At 61.1% G+C, this 16,992-nt stretch carries 19 protein-coding genes and 1 tRNA gene; all 20 read left to right on the top strand.

The annotated features are described in order from the left end of the window. The first annotated feature begins 83 nt into the window (after positions 1–83). The 20 genes from metF (at position 84) to Thiosp_RS04450 (ending at position 16,992) form a co-directional block, all read left to right on the top strand. Positions 84–953: a methylenetetrahydrofolate reductase [NAD(P)H] gene (gene metF / locus Thiosp_RS04545; protein WP_201066895.1), complete on the top strand. Its 870-nt coding sequence runs from the start codon at positions 84–86 to the stop codon at positions 951–953. A gap of 372 nt (positions 954–1,325) precedes the next feature. Then, positions 1,326–3,419: a SulP family inorganic anion transporter gene (locus tag Thiosp_RS04540; protein ID WP_201066893.1), complete on the top strand. Its 2,094-nt coding sequence runs from the start codon at positions 1,326–1,328 to the stop codon at positions 3,417–3,419. A 186-nt stretch (positions 3,420–3,605) separates the two neighbouring features. Further along, positions 3,606–3,690: transfer RNA gene (locus Thiosp_RS04535), tRNA-Leu, on the top strand. Between the two features lie 149 nt (positions 3,691–3,839). Beyond that, positions 3,840–4,541: a DUF1819 family protein gene (locus Thiosp_RS04530; RefSeq protein ID WP_201066891.1), complete on the top strand. Its 702-nt coding sequence runs from the start codon at positions 3,840–3,842 to the stop codon at positions 4,539–4,541. A 24-nt stretch (positions 4,542–4,565) separates the two neighbouring features. Beyond that, positions 4,566–5,141, top strand: coding sequence for a DUF1788 domain-containing protein (locus tag Thiosp_RS04525; RefSeq protein ID WP_201066889.1), 576 nt, complete (start codon positions 4,566–4,568; stop codon positions 5,139–5,141). A gap of 22 nt (positions 5,142–5,163) precedes the next feature. After that, positions 5,164–8,775, top strand: coding sequence for a BREX system P-loop protein BrxC (gene brxC, locus Thiosp_RS04520; RefSeq protein WP_201066887.1), 3,612 nt, complete (start codon positions 5,164–5,166; stop codon positions 8,773–8,775). A gap of 25 nt (positions 8,776–8,800) precedes the next feature. Then, positions 8,801–9,244: a PIN domain-containing protein gene (locus tag Thiosp_RS04515; RefSeq protein ID WP_201066885.1), complete on the top strand. Its 444-nt coding sequence runs from the start codon at positions 8,801–8,803 to the stop codon at positions 9,242–9,244. Next, positions 9,237–9,446, top strand: coding sequence for a hypothetical protein (locus Thiosp_RS04510; RefSeq protein WP_242518579.1), 210 nt, complete (start codon positions 9,237–9,239; stop codon positions 9,444–9,446). Before Thiosp_RS04515 ends, Thiosp_RS04510 begins: the two co-directional genes overlap by 8 nt. Positions 9,447–9,464: 18 nt before the next feature. After that, positions 9,465–9,710: an AbrB/MazE/SpoVT family DNA-binding domain-containing protein gene (locus Thiosp_RS04505; protein WP_242518578.1), complete on the top strand. Its 246-nt coding sequence runs from the start codon at positions 9,465–9,467 to the stop codon at positions 9,708–9,710. Positions 9,711–9,745: 35 nt separating this feature from the next. Further along, positions 9,746–9,931 (top strand): type II toxin-antitoxin system HicB family antitoxin, encoded by a 186-nt coding sequence (locus tag Thiosp_RS04500; protein WP_201066881.1) that lies wholly within the window; start codon positions 9,746–9,748, stop codon positions 9,929–9,931. A 10-nt stretch (positions 9,932–9,941) separates the two neighbouring features. Then, positions 9,942–13,490, top strand: a complete 3,549-nt coding sequence (pglX, locus tag Thiosp_RS04495; protein WP_201066879.1) for a BREX-1 system adenine-specific DNA-methyltransferase PglX — start codon at positions 9,942–9,944, stop codon at positions 13,488–13,490. Positions 13,491–13,525: 35 nt separating this feature from the next. Next, positions 13,526–13,768, top strand: coding sequence for a DUF2281 domain-containing protein (locus tag Thiosp_RS04490; RefSeq protein ID WP_201066876.1), 243 nt, complete (start codon positions 13,526–13,528; stop codon positions 13,766–13,768). After that, positions 13,768–14,172: a PIN domain-containing protein gene (locus Thiosp_RS04485; RefSeq protein WP_201066874.1), complete on the top strand. Its 405-nt coding sequence runs from the start codon at positions 13,768–13,770 to the stop codon at positions 14,170–14,172. The genes Thiosp_RS04490 and Thiosp_RS04485 overlap by 1 nt, the downstream gene beginning before the upstream one ends. Positions 14,173–14,193: 21 nt before the next feature. After that, positions 14,194–14,331, top strand: coding sequence for a hypothetical protein (locus Thiosp_RS04480; protein WP_201066873.1), 138 nt, complete (start codon positions 14,194–14,196; stop codon positions 14,329–14,331). Between the two features lie 74 nt (positions 14,332–14,405). After that, positions 14,406–14,663 (top strand): DUF433 domain-containing protein, encoded by a 258-nt coding sequence (locus tag Thiosp_RS04475; protein ID WP_323696834.1) that lies wholly within the window; start codon positions 14,406–14,408, stop codon positions 14,661–14,663. Between the two features lie 25 nt (positions 14,664–14,688). Further along, positions 14,689–14,877 (top strand): hypothetical protein, encoded by a 189-nt coding sequence (locus Thiosp_RS04470; RefSeq protein WP_201066871.1) that lies wholly within the window; start codon positions 14,689–14,691, stop codon positions 14,875–14,877. A gap of 123 nt (positions 14,878–15,000) precedes the next feature. After that, positions 15,001–15,225, top strand: coding sequence for a UPF0175 family protein (locus Thiosp_RS04465; protein WP_201066869.1), 225 nt, complete (start codon positions 15,001–15,003; stop codon positions 15,223–15,225). Then, positions 15,218–15,679: a DUF3368 domain-containing protein gene (locus Thiosp_RS04460; RefSeq protein ID WP_201066867.1), complete on the top strand. Its 462-nt coding sequence runs from the start codon at positions 15,218–15,220 to the stop codon at positions 15,677–15,679. The genes Thiosp_RS04465 and Thiosp_RS04460 overlap by 8 nt, the downstream gene beginning before the upstream one ends. Before the next feature lie 417 nt (positions 15,680–16,096). Further along, a complete protein-coding gene (locus Thiosp_RS04455; protein ID WP_201066866.1) occupies positions 16,097–16,354 on the top strand; it encodes a DUF2281 domain-containing protein in 258 nt (85 codons plus the stop codon). A 65-nt stretch (positions 16,355–16,419) separates the two neighbouring features. Continuing rightward, on the top strand, positions 16,420–16,992 hold the full coding sequence (locus Thiosp_RS04450) for a Uma2 family endonuclease (protein ID WP_201066865.1): 573 nt from the start codon (positions 16,420–16,422) through the stop codon (positions 16,990–16,992).

Genomic DNA, 16,992 nt, shown 5'->3' with positions numbered 1-16,992 from the left:
TCCTGGAGCGAGCCCGCTCCGGCAGCGGCTCGCTCGCGCCACCTTCGGGTGGCGTCACGATATGCTCCATAGAGGGACAAGAGATGCACACGCACCTGCAAGACACCCTGAGCCTTGAGATCTTCCCGCCCAAGACACCCGAGGGCATGACCAAGCTGAAACGCGCGGTCACAAAGCTCAATACACTAAAACCGAAGTATTTTTCCTGCACCTATGGTGCCGGCGGCTCGACTCGCGAGCGCACTTTCGAGGCCGTTTCCTGGCTGCGCGAGCAACAGATCGAGACCGCGCCCCACCTCGCATGCATCGGCTCTGGCAAGGACGAAATTCATGACATCGTCGAGCACTATGCCGCCCAGGGCATCACCCGCCTGGTGGCACTGCGCGGCGACTTGCCCTCCGGCATGGGTCGGCCCGACCGCGGCACCTTTCGCTACGCCAGCGAGCTGGTGACCTATCTGCGCGAGACCTACAACTCGCGTTTTCATATCGAGGTTGCCGCCTACCCCGAATTTCACCCGCAAGCCGCTTCCGCCGCGGCGGACCTGCAGCACTTCAAGCACAAGGTCGAGTGCGGGGCGGACAGCGCCATCACCCAGTACTTTTTCAACGCCGACGCCTATTTCGCCTTTGTTGATGCGTGCGAGAAGCTCGGCATCACGGTGCCCATTATTCCCGGCATCATGCCCATTACCAATTACTCCCAGCTCGCGCGCTTCTCAGACGCCTGCGGGGCCGAAATCCCGCGCTTTATCCGCCGCCGGCTCGAGGCTTTCGGTGACGACCGCGACAGCATCCGCGCCTTTGGCCACGACGCAGTGCTGAAGCTCTGCGAGCGTCTGATCAGCGGCGGTGCGCCAGGGCTGCATTTTTACACCATGAACCAGGCCGGCCCGACCCTGGCGCTCTGCACCGAGCTCGGCATCAAGCCAGCCGAGTCCGCGCCGGTATGAAGGCGACAGGCCGCATCTCGATCGATGATCCCGCCCAGATGACTCGGGCTGCTTAACAACGCCAGATGAGAATTATCAGCGACACCGGGAACCGGCATCTCTAAACTCAGGGGCGGAATCCATCCACTCCTCCTTGGACTCGGCCGCCCACCCTTGTGGCGCGGCCATTTTTTTGTCCGCCCGCGCACCGGTATCATCGCGTCGCCCAGACGCAACCTATCGATTAAAATCGATCACGCCTTACCCAAACATCTATCATCAGCGATTCTATGATCCGTTAAGCTGTCCGGTTTGACACGCCCCAGAACAGCGGCTTCGTTTCAAGACAACCGCTTTCAAGACAACCCATTTCAAGTTAGCAGGGTGAGCCACATGAAATCTCCGCTCTTGCAGGCGCTCTTTCCTTTCATGCGCTGGTTCCCGATGACAGGCACCACGCTGCGGGCCGATCTGATCGCCGGCATCACGGTTGCTCTGGTGCTGGTGCCGCAAAGCATGGCTTATGCACAGCTGGCCGGCTTGCCGGTGGTCTATGGGCTCTATGCCTCCTTCGTGCCGGTGATCATCGCCTCGCTGTGGGGCTCATCCAATCAGCTCCACACCGGTCCGGTCGCCATGTTGTCCTTAATGTCGGCCGCCGCCGTGCTGCCACTGGCCGCAATCGGTAGTCAGGAATTCCTGCAATTGTCCATCATGCTGGCGTTGATGGTCGGGGTGCTGCGCCTGGCGCTTGGCCTGCTGCGCATGGGCATCATTGCCAATTTCCTTTCCAGTCCGGTAATTATTGGCTTCACCAACGCCGCCGCACTCATCATCGGCCTGTCGCAGTTGAGCAAGGTGCTTAATGTGCCCTTCCCGCGCACCGACAGTTTCGTTGTCGATCTCTGGAACGTGATCGTGCAGCTTCCGAATTCTCACCTGCCCACGGTCCTGTTTGCGCTCGTGACCTTTGCCATCATCGTCGGTACCAAGAAGATCGCCCCCAAGCTGCCCGGCGTGCTGCTAGCGGTTATCTTCACCACCCTGGTGAGCTGGATGATTGGCTTCGAACGCAATCAAACCGTCAGCGTCGATGCCATTCAGGACCCGGCCGCACGCCAGCTTGCCATCGACTATGCCTCCACCGCGCGCGCTATCGATTCACTCGGCCAGACCACCTCCGCCATCGGGCAGGACATTCGCGAGCTGGCTAAAACCAATGACAACAGCCGCTTTGCCGAACTCGCCCTGCTGGAAGCCGACCTGCGCGTTCTCACCCGCGACATGGAACAACGCAAGCTCGCGAACAACGAGCGCCAGGTGGATCTGCATGGCCTGCGTTTCGAGCACGCCGTCGATGCCAGCGGCCAGGACCTACTTTTCAGGCGGGGCGACACCCCGCCCGATATCACCGCAGACGACCACACCTGGCGCATCAGCAAAGTGGCCGGCGATCAAATCACTTTCATGGGCGGCGGCGCCGTGGTCGGCACCATTCCGGCCGGGCTGCCACAATTTCATCTCCCCAGCTTCAAACCTGACTTCTTCTGGGCACTGCTACCCTCGGCTCTGGTGATGGCGCTGATCGGCTTTATGGAGGCCACCTCCATCTCCAAAGCCATCGCCGCTCAGACCAAGGAACGGGTCAACACCAGCAAGGAGCTCGTCGGTCAGGGCTTGGCCAATATCGTCGGCAGCTTCTTTAGCTCCTTCACCGTCAGCGGGTCCTTCTCGCGTTCGGCTGTGGCGGCGAAAACCGGTGCCAAAACCGGCTTATTCGCCATCATCAGCGCTATCGCCGTCATGCTGGTGCTACTGTTTCTCACGCCGCTGCTCTACCACCTCCCGCAGGCCGTGCTGGCCGTGATTGTCATGATGGCGGTGTTCGGGCTCATCAACGTCCGCGCCCTAATCCGTGCCTGGCGTATCGAGCGACAGGAGGCCATCGCCGGAATCGTCACCTTCATCGCCACCCTGGCCATGGCCCCGCAGTTAGCCAACGGCATCCTGCTCGGCGGCGGGCTCGGTATCGTCATGTGGATGCTCCGCACCATGAAACCGCGCACCACCATCCTCGGGCGCGACGCCGATGGCACCTTGGCCGGCGCGGCGGAAAACAACTTGCCGGTGCTCGGCAAGAACTTCATCGCCGTGCGCTTTGACGGCTCGCTGAACTTCGTCAACGCCTCTCACTTCGAAGACATGCTGCTCGAGGCGCGCATGCAGAACCCGCAAGCCAAGGCGGTCCTGGTCATCGGCAGCGGCATCAACGCCATCGACGTCTCCGGCGAAGAGCGCCTGCGCGACGTCATCGACACCTACCGCGACAACGGCATTGAGATTTACTTCTCGAGCCTCAAAGCCCAGATCTACGAGGCGCTGGAACGCGGCCGGCTGTTCGACGTGCTCGGGCGCGAAAACTTCTTCCGCACCAAGGAAAAAGCGCTCGACTTCATGGAAAGCAAATACGACGGCGTGCCGGCTTGATCTTCAAGCCCCGGAACCAGGACCGGGACCAGCCAACAGCATCACAGTGCCGCGCACATTTACTAAGTAAAGGTTAAACTAGCACCATCACAGGCTGCCGGTCGGGCCATTCCGGTTCGGCTTCCCTCCACAAAACGGCAGTCGCCCAACATGCACCGGCGCCCGCAACGGGCGCCACCTTCCATCGCGCGGGTGGCGGAATTGGTAGACGCGCTGGATTTAGGTTCCAGTGGAGCAATCCGTGGGGGTTCGATTCCCCCCTCGCGCACCAACTAGATCAATCGCTTACAAGCCCCCTCAAACAGCTTCCTGCTGAATGGCTGGGGCAACGTGACTTAAACGTGACTCAAACCGGGCAACGGTGGTTCTTAGGTTTTCCGGTGCCAGATGGGCATAACGTTCTGTCATCTGGATGGTGTTATGCCCAAGCAGGTCCCGAATCTCGGCGAGCGGCGCTCCTGCAGATTCGGTGTTTGGTCGGCACGAGTCATCCCTATCCTGAAAACCTCGGGGCGTCTCTTGGAGCATATCGGGCGCTACAAAGCCAACTTCAGCAAGGGCGGACTGATGGTCCCGGAGACTCGGCTGGTGGCCGGTTTACTGCTCCAGGGCGTTGATCGCGAGCGGTGGGAGCAGGCGATTCGGGTTGAGAACGTCCTGGCGAAACGCTCGCCGTCGACGGCGATCACCAAAGCCAATCTGATCCGGGCGCGGCTGCGGCCCATGACCTCGAGCCTGTGGGAGTTGATTCGCGACGGCAGCCGGCCGGTGGCGACGCAGGCGGTCCTTGCGGCCACCGTCGTCTACTCTCCCCTGCTTGGTGACTTTCTTGACCTGGTCGTGCGCGATCTCTATCGCCATCTGGAGCGACAGCTGAAACGCGCGCACTGGGATCAGTACGTCGATGACTGCCAGATGCGCGATCCTAAGATGCCTCGCTGGAACGAGTCGACGCGCACGACCCTGAGAACGCGTGTGTTTGGCATGTTACGCGAGTCCGGGTATATTGCAGCGGGTTCCGCGCACGCATTGCAACCGCTAGAGATTTCCCCCGAGGTGGTGACGGTCTTACGCGAGGCCGAGCAGTGGTATGCGCTGCGCTGTATTCAGCTCACCGACTGAGAAGCCTGACCGAGACCCAAGCCTATGAGCGGCGACTTCAACCAGCGGCTCGACAAAATCCTGTCTCGGATCACTGGGGATGACTTTCTCCAAGGGCGGGGGCTTGGCAATGAGATCCCGTTCTACGCCTTCGACTACCCACCAGAGCAGGAGCCGGTGGTGCGCGAGCACATCGCCTTTCTGCTGCAGCAGCTCCCGAAACAACGGCCCGATCTGCGCGTCGGCCACATCAACCTGTTTGGGCTGATTGTCGAGACGCTCAAGACGCGGAATTTCTATGCCAAGGCGCTTAACATGCAGCGCGCGAAGGGGGATGCGGCCGTGCTCAAGGCACTGGCCGCGCCGCTTGATGCGGGCAAGTTGGCGGCGGCGCTGATCGAGCAAGCTGACCCAGCGACGAAGGATATGGTGCTGGTCTCCGGGGTTGGCAGCGCCTACCCGCTGCTGCGCACCCACAATCTGCTGAATAACCTGCATGCCGGCATGGGCAGCACGCCACTGGTGCTGTTTTACCCCGGCGTCTATGACGGCCAGACGTTGCGGCTGTTCGGCCTGCTGCAAGACAAGCCCTACTACCGTGCCTTCAGACTCGTCGGCTGACTTGTCGACTGGGAGCCCGCCGATGTTGATCAAGGAACTATTCACCAAAGCCGTCGACCGCCCCATCAACGGGGTGATCAAGGCCGATCAGGACGATGCCGCCTCGGTGTGGCAGGAACTCGACGAGTATGTGATTACCAAGGAGCTGGACACCCACTTCCGGCGCTTCTTCGACGCCTTCCTGCAGGCCATTGACCGCCCCGGTGACCCGCACATCCTCGGCCTGATCGGGGTGTGGATCTCGGGTTTCTTCGGCTCCGGCAAGTCGCATTTCCTCAAGATCCTGTCCTACCTGCTTGAGAACCGCGAGATCTGCTATCAGGGGCAGACCCGGCGGGCGATTGACTTCTTCGACGGCAAGATCCAGGACGCCATGCTCGCCGGCGACATCAAGCGCGCGCTCAGCACCGATACCGATGTGATCTTGTTCAACATCGACAGCAAGGCCGACAGCAGTGGGCGCGACGCCATCCTGCGGGTGTTCCTCAAGGTCTTCAACGAGAAACTCGGCTATAGCGGCGATTACCCGCACCTCGCGCACATCGAGCGCCGGCTCGACCAGCAGGGCCAGCTGGGGGCCTTCAAGGCCGCCTTTCATGCGGTCGCGGGTGTCGACTGGGACGCCGAGCGCGACGGGTACAGCTTCTATCAGGACGAAATCGTCCAGGCCCTGGCCGATACGCTCGGCAAAAGCCCCGAGGGCGCACGCGCCTGGCTGGAACGCGCGGAAGCCGATTTCGAGTCCCTGCTGACGGTGGAGAACTTCGCCGGCTGGGTGCGCGACTACCTGGATCAACCGCACCCAGGGCAAGCCGCCGCACCCGGCCAAGGTCGGCGCATCGTCTTCCTGGTCGATGAGATCGGCCAGTTCATCGGTCAGGACACCCACCTGATGCTGAGCCTGCAAACCATCACCGAGACCCTCGGCACCGCCTGCGGCGGGCGCGCCTGGGTGGTCGTCACCTCGCAAGAGGACATCGACGCCATCCTCGGCGAAGTGCGCGCATCCAAGGCCAATGACTTCTCCAAGATTCAGGGCCGCTTCAAGACCCGGCTGTCGCTCTCCAGCGGCAATGTCGATGAGGTGATTCAGAAGCGCCTGCTCACCAAGACCGAGCCGGCTCAAGCCGCGCTGAACCAGGTCTATGCCGACAGCGCCGACATCCTCAAGAACCAGCTCAGCTTCAGCAACGTCGGCATGACCTTCAAGCCGTTCGCCGACGCCTTGGATTTCGCCGCCGTCTATCCCTTTGCGCCCTACCAGTTCCAGCTGGTGCAGAAGATCTTCGAGGCCATCCGCCGCCACGGCGTCACCGGCCTGCACCTGGCGCGCGGCGAGCGCTCGATGCTCGATGCCTTTCAGTCCGCCGCGACCCAGCTCAGGGATACCGAGGTCGGCGTGCTGGTGCCCTTGTACCGCTTCTATCCGGCCATCGAGAGCTTTCTCGAAGGCGTGGTCAAGTCGACCATCGACAACGCCGAGCGCAACGACAAGCTCGACCCCAACGACGCCCTGGTACTCAAGACCCTGTTCCTGATCCGCTATGTCGATGAGATTCGCGGCAACGTCGATAACCTGGTGACGCTGTTCGTTGACCGCATCGATGCCGACCGCCTGGCCCTGCGCCACCAGATCGAAGCCAGCCTGCAACGCCTGGAGCGTGAAACCCTGATCGGGCGCAATGGCGAGGGCTTCTTCTTCCTCACCAATGAGGAGCGCGACATCAGCCGCGAGATCAAGGACATCGATCTCAGCTCCGCCGAGGAGACCAAACTGCTCGCCGAGTTGCTGTTTGAGGACGTGCTCAAGGGCCTGCGCAAGCACCGCTTTCCGGACAACAACAAAGACTTTGGCCTCACCCGCCTGTGCGACCTGCACCCGCACGGGCAGCGCAGCGATGGCGATCTGGTGCTCTCCGTCATCACCCCGCTGGCCGACGACTATGGCCTTTATGACGAGACCCGCTGCATCCTCACTAGCAGCGCCGAGGGCGGCGCGCTCATCCTCAAGCTGCCCGATGACAAGACCCTGGCGCGCGAGATTCGCACCCTGATCCAGACCGACAAGTACGTCGGGCGCAAAAACGACGGCACCGCCTCCCACACCACGCTGCGCATCCTGCGCGAGCGTCAGGAAGAAAACCGCGAGCGCCGCGCGCGGCTGCTGCGCCTGCTCGACGCGCACGGCCAGGAGGCCGCGTGCTATGCCGCCGGTCAGCCCGTCCCGACCAAGGCCAAGAGCGCGCTCCAGGTCATCGCCGACGGGCTGAATTATCTGGTGCGCAACAGCTTCACCAAGCTCGGCTACCTCACCCAACTGTCAGCCAACCCCCAGGCCGAGATCAAGGCCGTCCTCAGCGCCACCGATGTCGATGATCTTGGCTTCTCGCTGGAGGCCGGACAGGGCAATCAGCAAGCCATTCAAGAGCTGGCGCAACACATCGAGCTGATGGCCAGCGCCAACCATGCCATGGTGCTGGAAGCCCTGGTGCAGGAGCGCTTCGGTCGCCGGCCCTATGGCTGGCCGGAATGGGAGGTGGTGCTGCTGATCGCCCGCCTGCTGCGCCGGGGCGACATCAGCCTGGTGCTCGACGGCGATACCCTGAGCCTGGAAAAAGCCTATGAGCCGCTGACCTCGCCGAGCAAGTGGCGCAAGCTCCGGCTCACCAAGCGCAAGACCGTCGACAGCGGCCAGCTCCAGCAGGCGCGGCAGCTCGCCAAGGAACTGTTCAGCAGCCTGGCCCCGGATGGCGAGGACGCCATCGACGCCCATCTGCGCGAACAGCTCGGGCGCTGGCGCGCTGATCTCAGCGAATACCAAACCCTGGCCGGCACCGGCCAGTATCCGGGCGGACCAACCATCGCCGACGCACTCGGCGTGATCAAGGCGATGAGCGCCGAGACCGACAGCGTCCGCCTCATCGAGCAATTCCTGGCGCGCAAGAACGACCTGCTTGATCTCGCCGACGGCATCCATGAGCTGCGCAACTTCTACACCCACCAGCGCCAGGCCTGGGATCAGCTGATTGACGCCAAACAGCGCTTCCAGGCCAACCGCACCGAGCTGGAGCAGCATGCCGATGCCGCCGCCGCGCTCCAGCGCAGCGCCGAGATTCTTGCGGCCCCCGCGCCCTATGGCATGGTCAAGGAAGCCGCCGCGCTGATTCACCGCATCGAGCAGGTTAATGATGGGCTGATCGCTGCGCATCGCGCACAGATCCTGCCCGAGATCGACAAACAACTCGGCAAGGTGCAGATTGAACTCGATGCAGCCCAGGCCGACAACACCCTAAGCAACCAATGCCTCTATCCGCTGCAACAGCTCAAACAGCAGATCGCGGCCCAGACCAGCCTGGCGCACATCACCCAGGCCGGTATCCGCGCGCTGGAACTGGCCGACGCCGCCTTTGCCAAGATCGAGGCCAGCGCCCCGCCGCCACCGAAGCAGCCCGGCGATGGCGTCAAAGAGAAACCGGATCAGCCCTACGTCAAACCCCGCCGGGTGATCAAGCCCGCCGCGCTCGCGCCCGAGGGCTACCTGGAGACCCCGGCCGATATCGATGCCTACCTCGACAAGCTGCGCGGAGCGCTGGAGACGGTGATCGCTGCGGGTGATCGGATCGAGATTCGGTGAAGGTGTTTAGCCGAAGGTCATTCCCATGCGCATCTACCTCGATAACTGCGTCTTCAACCGACCGTTCGACACGCAGCAGCAGATTAGGATTCGACTTGAAGCGGAGGCCAAACTCTACATCCAGCAACGGATCAGGGATGGCAGCCTGGAACTCGCCTGGTCTTATATGCTGGATCTCGAGAACGAGCAAAACCCGTTTCACGAGAGAAGAATGGCCATTGCCCGATGGGCGAACCTTGCGGTTATCGATGTGGTGGAATCTCCGGCGATCATTGCGTTCGCCAAGCAGCTCGCCCATCTGGGCGTCAAGCCCAAGGATGCCCTGCATGTTGCTTCGGCGGTCGCAGGTAAGGCGGAATACTTTGTAACAACGGATGACAAATTGCTCAAGAAATTGCGCGATGTTCCTGAGTGCCACGCAATCACTCCAATTGACTTCTTGGTAAAGATTGATGACCGCAATGACTGATACCACGCTGAGGGTAAAGGGTGTCCAGGCGCTGATCGACGCGCTGGGCGAAGTTGACGCCGAGAAGTTCATCGCCCTGATGGCGCGAGAACCCTTCGACTACACCGAGTGGCAGCGGCAGTTATGGCCCGAGAAGAGCGTCGAAGAGCTGAGCCAGGCGGCCATGGCCAGGCGAGCGCGAGTACTCACAACGGACCGCTGACACCCAAAGGAAGCCAACATGCATAGCAACAAGATGCAAACAGCGACGCTCACCAGCAAAGGTCAGGTCACGATTCCGGTGGAGATCCGCAAGAAGCTGGGTTTGGAGCCAGGCGACCAAGTGGGATTCATCCTCGACGCCGAAGGCATTCGTGTCGTGCCGAGGGAGCATCGCATCGAAGCGGCCTTTGGTCTCTGCCAGGCCAAGGTGTCGGTGATGGATGAAGACATGGAGCGCGTTATTCGCGAACGGGCTGGCCGGTGATTGCAATCAACACCAATAAGCCAAAGGAAACCACCATGCAAAGCTATACCGCAGTTGTCGAAAAGTGCCCCGATACCGGCTTGTACGTTGGCTACATCCCCGGTTTCCCGGGAGCGCATTCGCAAGCGGAAACCCTTGATGAGCTCGCTGAAAATCTCAGAGAGGTCGTTTCGCTGCTGTCAGACGATGGTCCGCCCGTCTTGGAATTACAAAACGCCTGATTGACCCCAAATGCAAACCAACACGCTCAAAACCTACGCCCCCAAGGGCCGCCGCGACTTCATCGCCGCCGTCACCCGCCGCGCCGCGCTGTTTGGGCTCAGCGCCGAGCGCATCGCCGAGGCGCGCGAAGAGGGCGAGCTGCTGGTCATCGACGGCCAACCGCACCCGCGCCGCATCGCCCGGCAGCGCGCGCGGCTCGCCGAGCGCATCCGCGCGCAGGGCTTCGAGCCGGTCGTGGAGGCCGCCGCCTACACCTGGTTCAACCGCCTGATCGCCATCCGCTACATGGAGCTGCACGGTTTCCTCGATCACAGCTACCGCGTGCTCAGCCATCCCGCCGCCGCAGGCGCGACCGGCGCGTTGCCGGAGATCCTGGAGCAGGCCCAGCACGTTGAGCTGCCCGGTCTCGACCGTGAGCGGGTGATCGCGCTGAAGATGGACGGCACTCAGGACGAGACCCTGTATCGCGAGCTGCTGCTGGCCCAATGCCGCGCGCTGCACCAGGCCATGCCCTTCCTGTTCGAGCCGGTCGACGACGAGACCGAGCTGCTGCTGCCCGACCGCCTGCTGCAAACCGACTCTCTGATCCGCGCGCTGGTCAGCGCCATCCCCGAGGACGACTGGCAGGAGATCGAGATCATCGGCTGGCTGTACCAGTTCTACATCTCCGAGAAGAAGGACCAGGTCATCGGCAAGGTGGTCAAGAGCGAGGACATCCCCGCCGCCACCCAGCTCTTCACCCCCAACTGGATCGTCAAATACATGGTCCAGAACAGCCTCGGCGCGCAGTGGCTGGCGACCTACCCCGACTCGCCGCTCAAGGCGCAGATGGACTATTACATCGAGCCCGCCGAGCAGACCCCGGAGGTGCAGGCGCAGCTCGACGCCATCACCCCCGACAGCCTCGACCCCGAGGCCCTGACCCTGATGGACCCCGCCTGCGGCTCCGGCCATATCCTGGTCGAGGCCTATGAGCTGTTCAAGGCGATCTACCTGGAGCGCGGCTATCGGCTGCGGGATATTCCGAAGCTGATTTTGGAGAAGAATCTGTACGGGCTGGACATCGACCCGCGCGCGGCACAGTTGGCCGGGTTCGCGTTGATGATGAAGGCGCGGGAGGATGATCGGCGGGTGTTGGAGCGCGGGGTGACGCTCAATGTGATGGCGTTGGAGGAGTCAGGGGAGTTAAGAAGTGAGGAAGTGAAGAGGTTGGGAAGTGAAGAAGGGATTGCGGAGGCTGTGGATGAGTTAGTGGAGTTGTTTCGGGATGCTCGGACTTTTGGGTCGTTGATTCAGGTGCCGGAGGGGTTGGCGGCGAACCTTCCGTTGCTAAAGCGGCTGAGCGACGCGATCAGTCAGGATCTTTTCGTATCGGATACGCTCAAGCGCTTGGGGCTGCTCGTGCAGCAGGCCGAATTTCTGGCTACGCGGTACGACGCGATAGTGGCGAATCCGCCGTACATGGGCAACAAGCACCAGTGTGATGAGGTCAAGGACTTCCTCCGCTCCGAGTATCCTGAGTTCGACAAGAACCTCTTCTGCGGATTCGTTAAAAGGAACATACGGCTCACCAAGGCCGTCGGTCGGGCGTCCTTCATGACTCCGCAGGTGTGGATGTATCAGTCGACATATTCCGCAGTGCGGGAGACTCTGCTCACGGAGGTCACACTTACCTCACTCATCCAGCCAGAGTACAACGCCTTCTGGGACTCGGCTCACGTGACAATTTGCGCATACTCAGTGTACAGGGCGCGGATATCCGGAAGCACTGCATCCTTCATCGACCTGACATTGTTCTACGGGGCCGAGGCTCAGCGCACCAAGACCCTGGAGGCTATACGGGATCCGAAATGCGATTGGCTCTATCGATGTAGTCCAGACAGGTTTGCGCACATCCCCAATAGCCCCATCGCATATTGGATCACGAAGAGCACTGACCTAGCATTCGCGCGCCATCCGCCTCTTGAAGACGTAAGCGAGGTTCGTCAGGGACTGGCGACTGCGGACGATGGACGGTTTTTGCGCTCCTGGTTCGAAGTCGATTACTCGCGCTTGAGTGTCGCTAGGTCCGAGAGGCCCAAGTGGTACCCCTTTACAAAAGGTGGCGATTTCCGGCGCTGGTACGGGAACGACCTCTTGGTGATCAACTGGCAGAACGATGGCCGCGAACTTCGCGAGTTCAATCGGTCTGTAATTCGGAATCCCCAGTTTTACGGTCGCGAAGCAATAACTTGGTCCCTTATCACGAGCAGTGCAGCGTCATTTCGTTATGTACCGAAGGGTGCTGTGTTCGGACACAAGGGTCCGGTTGTTTTGCCGAACCAGACTGATCAACTTGAGCAGCTTCTTTCGTACCTGAACTCCACTATATGCGCGCACCTGCTGCGAGTATCGAGTCCGCTGCTGGCCTTTGAGGTTGGAAGCGTATCCAAAGTTCCCGTGGCACAGGAGGGCGCGAAAAACCCATGGGTCTCTCGGCTGCTCGCGATTACACAGGCAGACTGGAACCTTGTAGAGGCAAGCTCGGGCTTTCGTCGTCACCCATTGATCGACCGCGATATTAACGATGGCAATGAGTCGGGTGCTCAATTGTCAGAGGCGTACGCGAGCTATCGTTCGACATGCAGCGAGACAACGGTACGGGTTCAACAGTGGGAGCAAAGTAACAATCAGTTCTGGATCGAGCATTTTTGTCTTGATGATCAAGTGAGCGCCGCAGTTCCCATTCATGAGGTCACCCTTTGGGCAAATCCCGCCTACCGCTACGGCGGCAAGATCACCGAAGAAGAGCAGTGGATCTGCTTCCGCCAGGACACCATTCAGGAACTGGTGTCCTACGTCATCGGCTGCATCATGGGCCGCTACAGCCTCGACGAGCCGGGGCTGATCTACGCCCACAGCGGCAACCAGGGCTTCGACCCCAGCCGCTACCCGAGCTTCCCAGCCGACGAGGACGGCATCCTGCCGATCACCGACACCGACTGGTTCGAGGACGACGCCGCCAACCGGCTGGTCGAGTTCATCGCCGTCGCCTGGGACAAGGCCCATCTGGAAGACAACCTGCGCTTCCTCGCCGCCAACCTCTCACCCAAGCGCGGCGAAGCCCCGCGCGACACCCTGCGCCGCTACCTCGCCGACAAGTTCTTCAAAGACCACCTGCAAACCTACAAAAAGCGCCCGATCTACTGGTGCTTCTCCAGCGGCAAGCACAAAGCCTTCCAATGCCTGGTCTACCTGCACCGCTACCACCAAGGCACCCTGGCGCGCATGCGCATGGAATACGTCGTCCCGCTGCAAAGCAAAATGGCCGCGCGCATCGACAGCCTGGCCGACGACATCGAAGCCGCCAGCAGCGGAGCCCAGGCCAAGCGCTTGCAGAAAGAGCGCGACAAACTCGGCAAACAGCTCGACGAGCTGCGCCGCTTCGACGAACAACTGCGCCACCATGCCGACCAGCGCATCACCCTCGACCTCGACGACGGGGTGAAGGTCAACTACGGCAAGTTCGGCGACCTGCTGGCTGAGGTGAAGGCGGTCACCGGCAAGAGCGCCGATTAGTCGCCCCGATCACTCCTGACAGGAACCCACTCACCATGTCCATCGCCGAGATCATCTACGCCCATAGCCGCCGGCTTCCCGAACAGGCGGCCCGCGAGGCACTCAGCTACATCGAGTTTCTGGAGCAACGCTATGCTGTTCCGTCGTCCGCCGATGTCGGGAAGGATGATACCGAGGCGTTCCTTGCGGCGGTCGCGGGTGGACTGAGTGAGGACTTTCCCGACGATATCAGCAACGCGGACCTGGGCGAGGACAGCCCGCGCCTGGATCTTGACTGATGGCCTATCTGCTCGATACCAATGCGGCGATTGCATTGATGAAGCACCATCCCACCGTGCAGTCCCATGTTCGCCGAGTCGGGCGGCAACAGTTGCGAATCTGTGCCACGGTCGAATCCGAGTTGTGGTTCGGCGTGGCGAAGAGCACGCGGGTCACCGAGAATTCCGAACGTTTGTTACGACTGCTCGACTGGCTGCCGAGTCTGCCCTTCAGCGGTGAAGCGACCCGTCGATTTGGCGAGATTCGCGTCTATCTCAATCGCCAGGGCACGCCAATTGGTCCCTATGATTTGCAGATCGCGGCCATCGCGCTCGCGGCAGAGCTGACCCTGGTGACGAATAACACCTCGGAGTTTGAGCGAGTGCCAGGCCTTCGCTGCGAGGATTGGATGCGCATGAAGTAACGGAGGCCACTACCGGCCAAGATGGCCGCGCGCATCGACAGCCTGGCGGACGACATCGAAGCCGCCAGCAGCGGAGCCCAGGCCAAGCGCCTGCAGAAAGAGCGCGACAAGCTCGGCAAGCAGCTCGACGAACTGCGCCGCTTCGATGAACAGATATGAACATCTCGCGGAAGTGAAGAAGCGAGCTGTCGGGACTGGCTCGTAACCTGATCGCCGATGGAGTAAATAATAGAATGACGATGAACTACCGAGAACGCATCACGCTTGAGGCCGGCAAAAGAGGCGGAAAGCCCTGTGTGCGGGGGCTGCGCATCACCGTCTACGATGTCTTGGATCAGCTTGCCGCCGGTCTATCAGTGAATGAGATCATTGAAGACTTTCCGGAGCTGGAACCTGACGACATCCGCGCCTGCTTGCAGTTTGCGGCCGATAGGGAGCGCCATCAGCGTCGTCTTCATGATGACGAGACAAACTGTTTGGTCCTCGGTTGATGAAGCTACCGGAGATGGCAAAGCGATGAACCCAATTCGCATCATTGTCAAGGCCGAGGAGATTCTCTGTCCGCTCGATGAGCCGATAACGGCTGCGGAGCCAAGTACTCATGCGAGCAGCCCGCAACGTCAGCCAGGCAGCGCGCGGGGGGAGCTCACCATCATCGCCGATGACGATGAACATCTGGACGATTTCAAGGGCTATATGCCGTGAGGCTCCCGCTGGATACGCATGGCAGGGGAAGCGTGGAAGTCAAGAAGCGCCCAAGTCCGACTGCACGCTCGTCTTCCTAACTTATTCACTTCTCCACTTCCTAACTTATTCAGAGATCCTTCCATGAACGCCGTACTGCCGCTTCCCGATGACCTTGACATCAGCCCGTCTGATCTGGCTCTGACGCTGGCGGCTCGGTTGTATGAGCAGGGCCGCTTGTCGGCGGGACAGGCCGCGCACTTGGCAGGACTCTCGAAACGAGGGTTTATCGAGCTGCTGGGCCGCCAGGATGTCACGCTCTTTAACTACCCGGCGGAAGACTTGGCCCAGGATGTTGAGCGTGCCTGAGACCATCTGCAATACCAGCCCCTTGATCGCGTTGGACAATATCGGCTTGCTGGCATTGCTGGAAGGCGTCTATGGCCACATTCTGGTCGCAGAGGAGGTCCGAGATGAGTTTGGCTCCGCGTTTCCTGATTGGATCGAGGTCGCGCGTGTTCAGGATCGAAATCTGATCCGCGTACTGCGGCTGTCAATCGATCTCGGAGAATCGGCGACACAGGCGCTAGCCATGGAGCGCGGGGATGCGCGGGTCATTCTGGACGACCTGAAAGGGCGTCAGATGGCCCAGCGACTCGGCGTGCCCTATACCGGACTCGTTGGGGTCGCAATTAAGGGCAAACACATCGGCGTGATCGAGTCCTTGGGCACTGTGCTGAAGCGTCTGAAACAGGCGGGTTTTCGCCTCTCGACGGCGATGGAGCAAGAGGCGTTGCGGTTAGCCGGGGAGGCCAGTCCATAAGTTGTCAAAAGGAAGAAGCGAAGAAGCGCCCAAGTACGACGGCACACCAGATTCGATCCGGTGCCCGAGGCGCTTCGTCACCAAAAAACGGAGATCATTCTGTGGCCACTCCACGACCAAGCGGCTTCAAGAGAGCCGTATCCGAAAGAGCAAGGCGACCAGCGGCGACCTGGGGCTTGGGCGCATCTTCCGCCGCCTGAGGATGATTGGGACAGCCCCGAGGTGAATCGGCAGATTGCTCAGTCGTTCCTTGGAGAGGGCGACTGATGGGGACACCCAGGTATCTGATGTCCTAACCCGAGATCGCCCGATACTCGCCTTAGGCTTACACTATGTTGATGCGGCCTGAATCACCGAGTCAGCGCTAAGAGCGCGGATGAGTCGCCCCCGATCACTTCTGACAGGAACCCACTCGCCATGTCTATCGCCGAGATCATCTACGCCCATAGCCGCCGGCTTCCCGAACAGGCGGCACGAGAGGCACTCAGTTACATCGAGTTCCTGGAACAGCGCTATGCCGTCACATCGCCCACCGACGACGTCAAGCAGGAGGATACCGAGGCGTTCCTTCGACGAAAACGACGCGTCCCACCGCCAGCCCTCGCCGGCAAGGTCCGCGAGTTGGGCGATGTGATGAGCAGCGCCTCCGCGTCGGACTGGGGTCTTGATGGATAACCCGAAGATCTCACCATCATCGCCGATGCAGATGAATATCTGGACGATTTCAAGGACTAGATGCCGTGACTCCACCAGCTCAATCAGCCGCCGCGCGTCTCGCCTCCTACGAGGACATCCTCGAACTACCGGAGCATCTGGTCGGCGAGATCCTTCATGGCGCGCTCTATACCCATCCCCGCCCGGCACCGAAACATGCTCGCGCCTATTCGGCGCTGGGTTATCTGATTGGCGGGCCTTATGACGGCGGGCTCGGTGGACCTGGCGGCTGGTGGATCATTGATGAGCCTGAGTTGCACCTCGGCGGCGACATTCTGGTGCCAGACCTGGCCGGTTGGCGGCGCGAGCGGCTGCCGACCTTGCCGGAGACGAGTTGGTTCGAGCTGTCGCCGGATTGGGTCTGCGAAATCCTGTCGCCCTCGACCGCAGCATCCGACCGGGCGGTGAAGATGCCCATTTACGCCCGCGAGCAGGTGCCTTTTCTGTGGCTGATCGACCCAAATGCGCGCACGCTGGAGGTCTATGCGCGGCAGGGCAACGGGCGCTGGCGGCTATTAGATACGCTCAGCGACGACGCCGGTGTATCGCAGCCGCCGTTTGAGGCGACGCGCTTCTCGCTGGCAAGCCTCTGGGCCTGA

Origin of the sequence: Thiorhodovibrio litoralis (genome assembly GCF_033954455.1) — a bacterium.
Lineage (GTDB): Bacteria > Pseudomonadota > Gammaproteobacteria > Chromatiales > Chromatiaceae > Thiorhodovibrio > Thiorhodovibrio litoralis.
Note: the sequence above shows the minus strand (reverse complement) of the source record. Positions and strands in the feature narration are given on the sequence as shown.

Coding starts and splice junctions, on each gene's coding strand:
- Thiosp_RS04505 (WP_242518578.1), top strand. CDS start 9,465: ATGCATAGCAACAAGATGCAAACAGCGACGCTCACCAGCAAAGGTCAG.
- Thiosp_RS04540 (WP_201066893.1), top strand. CDS start 1,326: ATGAAATCTCCGCTCTTGCAGGCGCTCTTTCCTTTCATGCGCTGGTTC.
- Thiosp_RS04470 (WP_201066871.1), top strand. CDS start 14,689: ATGAACCCAATTCGCATCATTGTCAAGGCCGAGGAGATTCTCTGTCCG.
- pglX (WP_201066879.1), top strand. CDS start 9,942: ATGCAAACCAACACGCTCAAAACCTACGCCCCCAAGGGCCGCCGCGAC.
- Thiosp_RS04490 (WP_201066876.1), top strand. CDS start 13,526: ATGTCCATCGCCGAGATCATCTACGCCCATAGCCGCCGGCTTCCCGAA.
- Thiosp_RS04510 (WP_242518579.1), top strand. CDS start 9,237: ATGACTGATACCACGCTGAGGGTAAAGGGTGTCCAGGCGCTGATCGAC.
- brxC (WP_201066887.1), top strand. CDS start 5,164: ATGTTGATCAAGGAACTATTCACCAAAGCCGTCGACCGCCCCATCAAC.
- Thiosp_RS04530 (WP_201066891.1), top strand. CDS start 3,840: ATGCCCAAGCAGGTCCCGAATCTCGGCGAGCGGCGCTCCTGCAGATTC.
- Thiosp_RS04485 (WP_201066874.1), top strand. CDS start 13,768: ATGGCCTATCTGCTCGATACCAATGCGGCGATTGCATTGATGAAGCAC.
- Thiosp_RS04525 (WP_201066889.1), top strand. CDS start 4,566: ATGAGCGGCGACTTCAACCAGCGGCTCGACAAAATCCTGTCTCGGATC.
- Thiosp_RS04515 (WP_201066885.1), top strand. CDS start 8,801: ATGCGCATCTACCTCGATAACTGCGTCTTCAACCGACCGTTCGACACG.
- Thiosp_RS04480 (WP_201066873.1), top strand. CDS start 14,194: ATGGCCGCGCGCATCGACAGCCTGGCGGACGACATCGAAGCCGCCAGC.
- Thiosp_RS04455 (WP_201066866.1), top strand. CDS start 16,097: ATGTCTATCGCCGAGATCATCTACGCCCATAGCCGCCGGCTTCCCGAA.
- Thiosp_RS04475 (WP_323696834.1), top strand. CDS start 14,406: ATGACGATGAACTACCGAGAACGCATCACGCTTGAGGCCGGCAAAAGA.
- metF (WP_201066895.1), top strand. CDS start 84: ATGCACACGCACCTGCAAGACACCCTGAGCCTTGAGATCTTCCCGCCC.
- Thiosp_RS04465 (WP_201066869.1), top strand. CDS start 15,001: ATGAACGCCGTACTGCCGCTTCCCGATGACCTTGACATCAGCCCGTCT.
- Thiosp_RS04500 (WP_201066881.1), top strand. CDS start 9,746: ATGCAAAGCTATACCGCAGTTGTCGAAAAGTGCCCCGATACCGGCTTG.